At 73.3% G+C, this 11,851-nt stretch carries 11 protein-coding genes; 1 reads left to right on the top strand and 10 read right to left on the bottom strand.

Translation table 11 applies throughout. The annotated features are described in order from the left end of the window. Positions 1–14: 14 nt before the first annotated feature. From LG324_RS04605 to LG324_RS04565, 9 genes are all read right to left on the bottom strand, one after another. A complete protein-coding gene (locus tag LG324_RS04605; RefSeq protein ID WP_404352210.1) occupies positions 15–1,508 on the bottom strand; it encodes a NuoM family protein in 1,494 nt (497 codons plus the stop codon). Further along, complete coding sequence (locus LG324_RS04600; RefSeq protein ID WP_404352208.1) at positions 1,505–3,379, bottom strand: proton-conducting transporter membrane subunit; 1,875 nt, start codon at positions 3,377–3,379, stop codon at positions 1,505–1,507. The genes LG324_RS04605 and LG324_RS04600 overlap by 4 nt, the downstream gene beginning before the upstream one ends. Positions 3,380–3,392: 13 nt before the next feature. Further along, positions 3,393–3,695, bottom strand: coding sequence for an NADH-quinone oxidoreductase subunit K (locus LG324_RS04595; RefSeq protein WP_055816905.1), 303 nt, complete (start codon positions 3,693–3,695; stop codon positions 3,393–3,395). After that, the gene (locus tag LG324_RS04590; protein ID WP_235504610.1) at positions 3,692–4,264 is read right to left on the bottom strand and encodes an NADH-quinone oxidoreductase subunit J; all 573 of its coding nucleotides are present in this window, start codon (positions 4,262–4,264) and stop codon (positions 3,692–3,694) included. The genes LG324_RS04595 and LG324_RS04590 overlap by 4 nt, the downstream gene beginning before the upstream one ends. Further along, the gene (locus LG324_RS04585) at positions 4,261–5,052 is read right to left on the bottom strand and encodes an NADH-quinone oxidoreductase subunit H (RefSeq protein WP_404352207.1); all 792 of its coding nucleotides are present in this window, start codon (positions 5,050–5,052) and stop codon (positions 4,261–4,263) included. Before LG324_RS04585 ends, LG324_RS04590 begins: the two co-directional genes overlap by 4 nt. Before the next feature lie 145 nt (positions 5,053–5,197). Then, positions 5,198–6,301 carry a hypothetical protein gene (locus LG324_RS04580; protein WP_404352205.1) on the bottom strand — a complete coding sequence of 368 codons (1,104 nt, stop codon included), beginning with the start codon at positions 6,299–6,301 and terminating at the stop codon, positions 5,198–5,200. Continuing rightward, positions 6,292–6,633 carry an NADH-quinone oxidoreductase subunit A gene (locus LG324_RS04575; RefSeq protein WP_404352203.1) on the bottom strand — a complete coding sequence of 114 codons (342 nt, stop codon included), beginning with the start codon at positions 6,631–6,633 and terminating at the stop codon, positions 6,292–6,294. Before LG324_RS04575 ends, LG324_RS04580 begins: the two co-directional genes overlap by 10 nt. Beyond that, the gene (locus tag LG324_RS04570; RefSeq protein ID WP_404352202.1) at positions 6,630–7,760 is read right to left on the bottom strand and encodes a sensor histidine kinase; all 1,131 of its coding nucleotides are present in this window, start codon (positions 7,758–7,760) and stop codon (positions 6,630–6,632) included. Before LG324_RS04570 ends, LG324_RS04575 begins: the two co-directional genes overlap by 4 nt. Then, positions 7,757–8,449 (bottom strand): response regulator, encoded by a 693-nt coding sequence (locus LG324_RS04565; protein WP_404353123.1) that lies wholly within the window; start codon positions 8,447–8,449, stop codon positions 7,757–7,759. Before LG324_RS04565 ends, LG324_RS04570 begins: the two co-directional genes overlap by 4 nt. 231 nt (positions 8,450–8,680) lie before the next feature. Between LG324_RS04565 and LG324_RS04560 the strand changes: the two genes are divergently transcribed. Beyond that, positions 8,681–9,505 (top strand): F510_1955 family glycosylhydrolase, encoded by an 825-nt coding sequence (locus tag LG324_RS04560; protein WP_404352200.1) that lies wholly within the window; start codon positions 8,681–8,683, stop codon positions 9,503–9,505. A 38-nt stretch (positions 9,506–9,543) separates the two neighbouring features. Here LG324_RS04560 and LG324_RS04555 read toward each other — a convergent pair whose 3' ends face one another. Further along, positions 9,544–11,823 (bottom strand): heavy metal translocating P-type ATPase, encoded by a 2,280-nt coding sequence (locus LG324_RS04555; RefSeq protein WP_404352199.1) that lies wholly within the window; start codon positions 11,821–11,823, stop codon positions 9,544–9,546. Positions 11,824–11,851: the final 28 nt, after the last annotated feature.

Raw genomic sequence — 11,851 nt, 5'->3', positions numbered from 1 at the left:
CGACTGCATTCGCCTCACCCACCGAGGAGGCCGACGACCGACCTCGCGGCGGGCTCGACGACGTCGAGGAGGGGGCGCGGGGCGACACCAATGACGAGCGACAGCACTAGCAGGGGTGCGATGGCCCACAGCTCGTGACCTCCGACGTCCGTGAAACCCCGGGAGGACGGCCCGAGGTCGCCGGTGAAGACACGTTGCAGGGTCCACAGGAGCACCCCGGACACCACGAGGATCCCGAGCAGCCCGACCACGCTCCACGGGACGGCGGCGATGCTGCCGGTGAAGATCTGGAACTCGGCGACGAACCCGGACAGCGCGGGCAGCCCGAGCGAGGCGAACGCGGCCACGGCGAACAGCCCCGTCGTGCGCGGCGCCGGCCCGGCCAGCCCTCCGAAGCGGTCGATCTCGTAGGTTCCCGAGCGGTCGAGGAACACACCGGCGATCAGGAACAGTGCCGCCGTGACCAAGCCGTGGCTCACCATCTGGGTCACCGCGCCGGACACAGCGATGCTCCGCGCCTCCGTCGTCCCCGACGACACGACCCCCGCCGCACCGACGGCGAGGACGACGTACCCCATGTGGTTGACCGACGTGTAGGCGATCATCCGCTTGAGATCCTTCTGGGCCAACGCGACCAGGGCTCCCCACAGCACCGACACCAGCCCGACGACGAGCACGACCCAGGCCCACGCCCGCCAGGCCTCGGGCAGCAGGACCATCCCCAACCGGACGAACCCGTAGGTCCCGAGCTTGAGCAGCACCCCGGCCAGGACCGCCGACCCGACGGCGGGAGCGTCGGTGTGCGCAGGCGGCAGCCAGGTGTGGAACGGGACCGTCGGCGTCTTCACGGCCAGCCCGAGGAGGATCGCACCCAGCACCGCGGCCGCCACGGTCCCGCCACCGGCGAACGGGTCCTGCCGGGCGAGCTCCAGCATGTCGAACGTGTGCGGGTCGGCGGCGAGGTACAGGCCGATGAACCCCGCCAGCAGCGCGAGGGAGCCGAGAAAGGTGTAGAGGAAGAACTGCAGGGCCGAGCGGGCGCGGTCGCCGTGGCCCCACCCTGCGATCACGACGTACATGCCGACGATGGACAGGTCGAAGAAGACGAAGAAGAGGATGAGGTCCGCGGCGGCGAAGACGCCGAGACAGACCGTCTCCAGTGCGAGGAAGAGGGCGGCGCGGCTGCGTGGGCGGTCCGGGTCACGCACCGAGTACACGGCGCAGGCCAGGAAGACGACGGCGGTCATCGCGACGAGCGGGAGCGACAGCCCGTCGAGGCCGACGTGGTAGCTGGAGTCCACCCCGGGGATCCAGGGCACCTGCTCGTCGAAGGCCAGGGATCTGTCGGGCGGGGTCTCGTAGCGCCACCACAGGACCCCGACGAGCACGAGCTCGAGAGCCGACGCGAGCACCCACCCCCACCGGGCGGCGGTGGGACCGACACCGGGGACGAGCAGCAGCGACGCCGCCACGAGCGGAAGGAACACGGTCAGCGAGAGCACGGTCACCTCACGACGAGGAGCAGGACGACACCGAACGCGACGAGCGCGACGGCCTGGACGTAGTACTGGTGCAGCTGCCCGGTCTGCGGCCGTCGGGCCGCCCTCCCGGCCCGCCGGACGGCACCGGCGACCGCGAGCACCGTGCCGTGGATGCGCTGCTCGTCCACGGTCCCCGTGAACGACGCCACTCGGCGCGCTGCCGTGGCCAGCCCGATGACGCCCTCCGAGATCTTCCGGTCGATCCCATCCAGCGCCTGCGCGAGGAGCACGGTCGGGCGGACCACGAAGTGGTGGACCGCGCGCTCCACGCCACCCCAGGTCCGCACGAGGGCGACCCACCGGCCGTCGCGGCTGACGGGGCGCCACCAGAGCACGGCGATGACGAGCACCGAGAGCACACCGCTGCCGGCCATGCCCGACGCTCCGGGCTCGACGAGCTGACCCCCGACCACCTCTTCCACCCGCTGGGCGACCGCAGGGACGGCAAGAGCGCCCAGCAGCACCGCGGCCGTCGCCAGGGCGACGATCGCCGCTGCCAGCGAGCGGGGCACCCCTCCCCGGGCCTCCTCCTCCGAGCCCCCTAGATCCCGGGCCCGCTCGGCCTCGCCCGGTCCCACGGGTGCCCACAGGACCCTCAGGACGACCCCCGCGTACGCGGCCGACAGCCCGGCGCCGACGACGGCGACCAGCCCGAGCACGGTGGACCGCTCGAAGGCCGCGGCCAGGACGAGGTCCTTGGTGGCCCACAACGCCAGCGGGGGGAGGCCCGCGAGCGAGAGCACCGCGACGGTCGCCGCGACCCGCACGAGCGGCCACTCCCCCACGGCGCCGCGCAACCCGTCCAGCGCCTTGGTGCCGAGCGCCGAGAGCCAGGCCCCGGCAGCGAGGAAGAGCGCGGCCTTCGTCGCGGCGTGCGCGACGAGGTGAGCCGTTCCGGCCGCCGTCGCACCGAGCCCGGCGGCGAGGACGACGAACCCGAGCTGGGCCGACGTCGAGGCCGCGAGGAGCTGCTTCAGGTCGCGCTGCCCCACCGCGACCAGCCCGAGAGCGACCGTCGTCAGGGCGCCCGACCACGCCGTGGCGGACCCGGCCCACGAGGTCGACAACAACAGCGGCTCGAGCCGCAGCAGGAGATACCCACCCATGGCGACCATGGCGGCCGAGTGCAACAGCGCGCTGACCGGCGCCGGACCGTCCATCGCCCGGGACAGCCAGAAGGCGAGGACGAGCTGGGCGGCCTTCCCGAGCGCCGCGACGAGCACGCCGGCAGCCAGGACGTCCCGCCACCCGGATGGTGTGGTCGCGAGGTCGGCCAGTCCCAGTCCGGCACCCCCTGCCAGGGCCGCTGCCGCCGCGACGTACAGGCCGAGGTCGGCGGCCCGCGTCGTGAGGAAGGCGGTGAGACCCGAGGCCACCCGTCGCCGCTCCTGCCACTCGAAGCCGATGAGGGCGTACGAGGTCGCGCCCATGACCTCCCAGGCGAGCAGGAGGGTGGGCAGTGTCGCCGCCGTGACGGTCAGCAGGGCGCCCGCCGTGAAGACCAGCATCAGGCCGTGGAAGCGGTGGCGTGACTCGCGGACGTCCGCCGAGCCGCCGAGCAGCGCGAGGGTCGCCACGACCGACACGACGGGCGCGACGACCGCGGCGAGGCCGTCGACCTCCAGCGCGAGGTCGGACCCCGCGAGGAACGGCACCCCGACGGAGGGCCGCATGGTCGCGGCGACGGCGGCGAGCAGGCTCGTCACCGCGGCGACGCCCACCCCGACCGCTGCGGCCACCCGTCCGCGTGCTGCGGAGGACGGCGCGAGCACCAGCATGCCTCCCGCGGCCGCGGGCAGCACGACGAGAGCCCAGAGGGCGGTCTGCGCGAAGGTCATCCGGTCGAGCACCTCATCCGGCCAGGTCCGTCGCCGAGTCGGTCATGTCGCTGCCGCGGTGGCGATGGACGAGTGTGGCGACCGCGAAACCCATCGCCATCTCGACCGTCATCGCGGCCAGGACGACGAGGAGGAGGACCTGGCCGGTGGGGTCCGGGGCGAGGAACCACCACATCGCCCCCGCCGCCAGGAGCACGGCGTTGACCATGACCTCGAGGCCCATCATCACCATGACGACGACCTGCTGCGAGATCGCGCCGTAGAGTCCGACCGCAAAGAGCGCGGCCGCGACGAGGAGGACGGTCTGGAGGGTCATCGACCCACCCCTCCCCGTTCGGGGTCGCGCGGCGGCCGGACGTCGAGGTCGTCACCGAACCGGTCGTAGCGGGTGCGACCGGCGGCCAGGACGATCCCCCCGACGATGGTCGCGACCATGACGGGGCTGACGACGACCATGACGAGCATCTGCTTTCCCATGAGGGCCTCACCCAGCGCGGCCGTGACGTCGGGCGACGGGACGCCACGGCGCACGGGCCACGGCACGAGCAGCGCTCCGGCGCCGAGGACGACGAAGGCGGCGACGGACACGGCGAGGGCGGCGCGCTTGTCGTGGACCATCGACATTGGCATGAGGGCCGGGTTCATCCCCATGTACATCACCATGTAGACGGCCATGACCGCCATCTCCATGACCATCATGAGGACGGTGACGACGCCGACGTAGTTCTGCTGCAGCAGCAGGAGCGAGAGGCCGACGGCGACGAAGGACAGCGCGAGGGCGTAGGTGGCGCGGGCCATCGAGTCCACGACGAAGACGAGGACCGCGGAGGCGACGGCGAGGATCCCGAGGACCCAGAAGCCGATGTCGACGAGCACCCCGATCACCCCCGCACCGCGACGACGACGGCGACGACGAGGTCCTGGACGAGGACGGCGGGCAGCAGGACGACCCAGCCGACCTCCATCAGCCGCTCCGGACGCACCGACGGCAGGGTCCGCCGGGCGAGGACGAACAGCGCGAGGAGCACACTGGCCTTGACCGGGACCCACAGCCACCCGGGGAGCGCCGGTCCCGCACCGCCACCGAGGAACAGAGGGACGGCGAACAGGGCGCCCGCCGCGAGCAGGGCGTAGCGGCCCGCCTGCGCCAGGAGCCGGTCGACCCCGCTGAGCTCGGCGAGCACCCCACCGGCCAGGTCGTGACCGGCCGGGACCGCGAAGGGACCCCACACGGAGAAGGCAACGACGCCGAGACAGTAGACGGCGAACGCGACCGGCATCCACACGACGAACCACAGGCCGGACTGGGCCGCCGCCACGTCACCGAGCCGGAGACTGGCGGCTCCGACCGCCGGGGCGACGAGGGCGAACATCAGCGGCAGCTCGTAGGCCAACGCCAGGGCCAGGAAGCGGTACCCCCCGACGAGGGAGTGCGCCGAGTTGGCCCCCCAGCCGAGGAGCCAGACCAGGGCCCAGACGAGAACGTCCATGGTGTTGAACCACACGATGCCGACGTCGAGGTCGGACACCACGTGGTCGCCGAAGGGGACGACGGCGACCATGAGGAGGGCGGCGACCACGAGCCCGCTGCTTCCTACGCGCCACACCAGGGTGTCGGCCGACAGCGGTGCGCGGCGCCGCTGACGGAGCAGACGGGCCGTCTCGTCGACCACACGGGTCAGGCTCGGCCGCAGGGGAGCTCCCTCCGACCTCGCCGCCAGGACGCCGTCGAGAGCGACGGCGCCAACGGCCAACGCGAGCAGGGCTGCGGCCCACAGGAGAAGACCCGGCAGACCGACGGTCGTGAGCGACGACGCGTCAGACATCGACGACCTCCCGGACCGCTGTGGCGCCCAGACTGGCGACGACGAGCCGCGCCTCCCCCACGTCGAGCCCGGTGACGAGAGCCGCCACCGTCTCGGGCCCCACGAGCTCCGCGCTGGAGACGTCGGCGCCCTCGCCGCTCGTCGCGGCCCGAGCCCGGTCGGCCAGGACGAGGAGCCGGTCGTGGCAGTCGCCGACGAGCCACTCCGGCACGTGGAACCCCGGTGCGGACTCCGCCGTGACGTGGCCGGCCCCCGCCAGCGACCACCGCAGCGTCCGGGAGCTCTCGATCCGGCGGCGCAGGGCCGAAAGGACCGTCACGGCGACCTCGTCCCGGCCGTCGAGCGCCGCGTCCCTCGCCCGTCGGGCGCGGGCGGCACCGTCCGCCCACCCGGCCAGGTCGAGCATGGCCGCGAGGTCATCACAGCGCCGGGCCCCCACCAGGGCCGCACCGACCTCGGCGGGGGCCCCTACGGGCACGAAGGACCCGGTGGCGGCCACCACGAGGTCCCCGTGCAGCACCAGGTCGAGGACCAGACCGGCCGGCCACGCGGGCAGGACCGGCCCCAGCCGCAGCGGCAGCTCGTCCATCTCGAGCCCATCGCGGTCGTGCTCGGACGCGCCGGCGAGCGGGATCCCGTCCGGCGCCATGTCCATCTCGCCGTGGTCCATCTCGCCGTGGTCCATCCCGCCGTGGTCCATCTCGCCGTGGCTCGTGGAGTCGTCGGCGCGTGCCGGGTCGCCACTCGCCGATCCGGACCGTCCGTCGGCATCCATGCGTTGTGTCCCGTCGTCGAGGAGGTCGACAGCGGCGGCGTCGAGCACGTCCGCCACGGCGGCCGCGCTCTCGGCGCGTCCACGGGCACGAGGTCCCGGCATGGCATCCCAGTGTCGCTCGACGATCTCGGCCATCTCGCCGTCCGCGCGGCCGGTGACGACGAGGACGTCGGCGGATGCCGGCGAGAGGGCCAGTCGCCACCCTCGGTCGCGCACGGCTCGTTCCACAGCGACCCGGACCTCCCACGAGCCCGGGCACTCGACGACGAGGACGCGCGCTGCGCGGACGGCCCGGCGTGCGAGCCAGGACCTCACACCCACCGCAGCGCCCCTTCCCGCCAGGCCCAGGCGACGGCGACGAGCAGCGCACCGAGGAAGACGAACATCTCGGTGACGGCGCTCGCGCCGAGGTCTGCGACGACCACCGCCCACGGGTACATGAAGAGCATCTCGACGTCGAAGGCCAGGAACAGGAGCGTCGCGAGGTACCACCGCACGTGGTAGCGCGAGAGGGCATGGGCGTCCGGCTCCCACCCGGACTGGTACGGCAGCGGGCGGAGCGCAGCACGCCACGGCACGAGCAGCCGGTGGGCGGTGTACACGACGGCGACCCCGCCGATGGCGAGGGTCGCCATCGCGAGCAGGCCACTCATGTCCGCACCGTCGCCCGGGTCGGCAGGCGCACCTCGAGGGTCGCCCCTCGACCCGGTCCACTGCTCTGCGCGGTGATGGATCCGCCGTGGGCGTCGACGATGGCGCGGCTGATGGTCAGGCCGATCCCGGATCCGCGGTCGGTGCGGTCGCGGGCGGTGTCTCCCCGGTAGAACCGCTCGAACACGTGGGGCAGCTGGTCGTCACCGATGCCCTCACCGTCGTCCTGCACGGTGATGACGACCTCCTCGGCGTCGACCCTGCTGGCGATCCGCACGTGGCCGCCGCCCGGGGTGTGCCTCACGGCGTTGTCCAACAGGTTCGTCAGCACCTGTCCGAAGCGCTGCGCGTCCACCCGCACGGTCGGCGCCGGACCCGCCTCGTCGACGCGTTCGAGCGAGACCGCCTTGTCCTCGAACCGGGGCCGGACGGTGGCGACGGCGGTGTCGACCAGCCTGGCCACCGGGACCTCGCGCAGGTCGGGGGAGAGCCGGCCCTCCTCCGCGCGGCTCACGTCCTCCAGGTCGGCCGCCAACCGGGACAGACGGATCACTTGCTGCGCCATGATCCCGCTCGTGTCCGGGCCCCACGTGGCGACGCCGTCGTCGAGCGCCTCGAGGTAGGCCGAGCAGGTCGCCAGCGGCGTGCGCATCTCGTGGGCCAGGTCCGCCAACAGCCGGCGTCGGGTGTCCTCGGTGGTCTGGAGGCGCATCGCCATCTCGTTGAAGGACTCCGCGAACACGTCGAGCTCCGCACCCGCGCCCGTCGGTGCCACCCGCCGGTCGTAGCGGCCGCCCGCGATCGCGCGAGCCGCCGACGACAGGTCGTCCAGCGGGCGACGCAACCGCCGTGCCATGACCCAGGTGACCGCCCCCGCACTGGCGATCGCGATGAGGAAGGCGACCCCGAAGGCCAGGAGACTGGAGTCGAGGTAGGCCCGCTCGACGTGGTCGACCTGGCTGTCGTTCAGCGACCCGCGGGCGCGGAGCAGGTGCGAGTGGAAGAGGGGCGGCCCGAGGACGGCCGCGACCACGGCAGCCGTGACCACACTGGCCACGAGCACCCCGAGCTGCGCAAGCATCAGTCGCGTCGCGAAGCCGTCCCACCGCCCGATCCGGGGCGCGGTCATGACGGGAGCATCCGGTAGCCGACCCCGCGGACCGTCTCGACGAAGCGCGCCTCGCCCGCGTCGTCACCGAGCTTGCGCCGCAGATGGGCGACGTGGACGTCGACGATGTGCTCGTCCCCGACCCAGGCCGGGTCCCAGACCTCGTCGATGAGCTGCCGCCGCGCCCAGGCGTACCGCGGTCTGCTGGACAGGACCTCGAGGAGGTCGAACTCGGTCCGGGTGAGGTCGACGAGGTGTCCGCCCAGGAACACCTGCCGCGCTCCCGGGTCGATCTCCAGGTCACCGAACACGCGGGTGTCGGCGCCGTCCGGGACCGGACCGCTGCGGGGTCTGCGGAGCAGCACGTGGACCCGGGCGACGAGCTCGCGCACGCTGAACGGCTTGGTCATGTAGTCGTCGGCCCCCACCGAGAGTCCGACGATCCGGTCCGTCTCCTCCGACCGCGCGGTGAGCATGAGGATGTAGCAGTCGCTGAAGGTCCGCACCTGGCGGCACACCTCGATCCCGTCCAGTCCGGGCAGGCCGAGGTCGAGGACGACGACGTCCAGCGCCGTCTCCCGCGCCGTGCGGACAGCCTCCGGACCGGTCGTGGCCCTCTGGGTGCGGTAACCGGCGCGTTCCAGGTAGGTGCACACCATGGCGGCCAGGGCCGTCTCGTCGTCGACGACGAGGACACTGGCCGGTGGCATCTCGTCCGGAGCAGGCACGTCGCCAGTCTGTCGGACCGGCCACCGGGGCGACGAGGTCCCGGGACTGCGCGCCACCATCCTTCGTCGATTCTTCATGGAACCTGAACCTGCGGCTGAAACGCTCGGTGTCCGCCGACCGGGGCGGCCGGCCGCCCCCGATCTCGACCCCGAGCTCTGGAGACGCCACTCATGCCTCGCCGGCCACTGGCCACTCGCCCTCATCGCATCGCCGTGAGCCTCGCGACCGCGGTCGTCGCGGCGCTGGTCCTCGCCTCGTGCGGCTCCACCTCGCAGGATGCCGACCTCGGGGCCTCGAGCGCGGACGCACGTGCGATGGGGCACATCCACGGCGTCGCCCGGGACCCCGCCAGCGGTGACGTCCTTCTCGCGACGCACGGCGGTCTGTACCGCGTCGATCCGTCCGGGCCCACGCCTGTGGGGCCCGTCGTCGACCTCATGGGCTTCGCCGTGTCGCCCGGCGGCGCCTACCTCGCGTCCGGCCACCCCGGTCCCGGCGTCGACCTGGACCAGCCCGTCGGGCTCATCCGGTCCGAGGACGGAGGGCAGTCCTGGGCCGCGGTCTCCCGGGCCGGGGAGTCCGACTTCCACACCCTCACCGCGGGCCCCGGTGTCGTCGCAGGCTTCGACGGAGCCCTGCGCGTCGGCACCGACGGCTCCTCCTGGCAGCAACGGTCGATCCCGGCGCCGCCGCGCACGCTGTCGGCCTCGCCCACCGGTAGTCGGCTGCTCGCGACCACCGAGCAGGGTCTGCTCTCGTCCGACGACGAGGGCCGGACGTGGACACCGGTCACGACGCCCGATCTGCTCGTCACCGTCGCGTGGGCCGACGCCGACACCCTCGTCGGGGTGAGCGTCACCGGCTCCCTCGTCGTCAGCGAGGATGCCGGCGGAACCTGGGCGGCGGGCGGGTCGGTCGGTCAAGCCTCCGCGGTGTCCGCGACGAGCACCGCCGACGGGCTGGACGTCCTCCTCGTCGTCGGCGAGACCGTGGTGCGTACGACCGACTTGGGAGAGACCCTCGAACGGGTGGTCTGACCCCACTCGTCGCCAACGGACCGGCGCGGCAGGCGTCCTCACGGCGTCGTCGATGCCCGGAAGCCTCGCAGCCGCAGGCTGTTGGTCACGACGAACACCGAGGAGAAGGCCATGGCCGCCCCGGCGATCAGGGGGTTGAGCAGGCCGAGGGCCGCCAGCGGGATCGCGGCCACGTTGTAGGCGAACGCCCAGAACAGGTTGCCCTTGATCGTCGCCAGGGTGCGTCGCGAGAGCCGGATGGCGTCGACGGCGGCCGTGAGGTCGTCCCGCACGAGAGTGAGGTCCGAGGCCTCGATGGCGACGTCGGTGCCCGTGCCCATGCTGATCCCGAGATCGGCCGTGGCCAGCGCAGCCGCGTCGTTGACGCCGTCACCGACCATGGCGACGACCCGGCCGTCGGCCTGGAGGGCTCGCACGACGTCGACCTTGTCCTGGGGCAGGACCTCGGCGTGCACCTCGTCGATCCCGACCGCCGCGGCGACGGACCGCGCGGCGCGGTCGTTGTCGCCGGTCAGGAGGACCGGGCGCAGCCCGAGGTCGCGCAGTGCACGCACCGCGTCGGGGCTCGTCGGCCGCACCGTGTCGGCGACGACGAGGAGACCGCGGGCGACGCCGTCCCATGCGGCGAGGACGACGGTCGCGCCCTCCGCCTCGGACTCGGCCGCGACGGCGAGGAGCGCGTCGTCGACGGCGACGTCGTGCGCGTCCCGCACCCAGGAGGGTCGGCCGACGAGCACGACCCGGCCGTCCACGACACCCCGGACCCCGAGCCCGGCGGTCGAGGAGAAGTCCTCGACCCCGGGCAGCCGGCCCTCGACGAGGTCGCGCGCCCCGTCGGCCACGGCCCGGGCGATCGGGTGCTCCGAGGCACCCTCGACCGCGCCGGCCAGGCGGGCGACCTCGTCCCGCTCCTCCCCCGGGGCGGGCACGACCTCGACGAGCCGCATCCGTCCGCTCGTCACGGTGCCGGTCTTGTCGAGGACGACGGTGTCGACGACCCGGGTCGACTCCAAGACCTCCGGACCCTTGATGAGGATGCCGAGCTGCGCCCCGCGACCGGTCCCGACGAGCAGGGCGGTCGGCGTGGCGAGCCCCAGAGCACAGGGGCAGGCGATGATGAGCACCGCGACCGCGGCCGTGAAGGCCGCCGCCGCCGGGTGTCCCAGGAGCAGCCAGACGGCGAGGGTCGCCAGGGCCAGGACGATGACGACCGGCACGAACACAGCCGAGACGCGGTCCGCGAGCCGCTGAACCTCCGCCTTGCCGCTCTGCGCGTCCTCGACGAGCCGCGCCATCCGGGCGAGCTGGGTGTCGGACCCGACCCGGGTGGCCCGCACGACGAGCCGGCCGCCGGCGTTGACGGTGGCGCCGACGACGGCGTCCTCCGGACCCACCTCCACCGGGATCGACTCCCCCGTGAGCATGGACGCGTCGACCGCCGACGTCCCGGACTCGACGACGCCGTCCGTGGCGACCTTCTCACCGGGCCGGACGACGAACCGGTCCCCCACCGCGAGGTCCGACACGGGGATCCGGACCTCGGCCTCGTCCGTTCCGGCGCCGCGGAGCACGGCGACGTCCTTGGCGCCGAGGTCGAGCAGCGCGCGCAGCGCCGCGCCCGAGTCCCGCTTGGCCCGCGCCTCGAAGTACCGCCCGGCGAGGATGAAGACCGTGACCGCCGCCGCGACCTCGAGGTAGAGGTGCGGCTCGCTGCCGGCCGCGCTCGGCAGCAGCGTGAACTCCATCCGCATCCCGAGCTCGCCGGCCATCGTGAAGAGCAGCGCCCACAGCGACCACAGGTAGGCCGCGGCCACCCCGACCGAGATGAGGGTGTCCATCGTCGCCGCCCCGTGCCGGGCGTTCGTGACCGCTGCGCGGTGGAACGGCAACGCGCCCCACACGACGACCGGCGAGGCCAGGGTGAGCGTGATCCACTGCCAGCCGTCGAACTGGAGCCACGGCACCATGCTGAGGACGACAACCGGGGCCGCGAGGACCGCCGACACCACGAGCCGCTGCCGCCAGCCGGCCGCCTCGTCCGGTTCGCCGGCGGTCGCCGTGTCAGCGGGCGTCGCCGACGGCTCGGACGGCAGCTGTGCGGTGTAACCGGTGGCCTCGACCGTCGCGACGAGGTCGGCGGCGCTGATGCCGTCGACGAAGGTGACCCGCGCCTTCTCGGTGGCGTAGTTCACCGTCGCGGTGACGCCGTCCATCCGGTTGAGCTTCTTCTCCACCCGGGCAGCGCACGAGGCACAGGTCATGCCGCCGATCACGAGCTCGGTGTCGTGTGTCGCGGCGCCTGCGGTGACGTCGGTCATGACTGGTCTTCCTTCCTGGTGCGGCCGC

The sequence above is a fragment of the Phycicoccus jejuensis genome (assembly GCF_044797865.1).
Classification (GTDB): Bacteria; Actinomycetota; Actinomycetes; order Actinomycetales; family Dermatophilaceae; genus Phycicoccus; species Phycicoccus jejuensis.
Note: the sequence above shows the minus strand (reverse complement) of the source record. Positions and strands in the feature narration are given on the sequence as shown.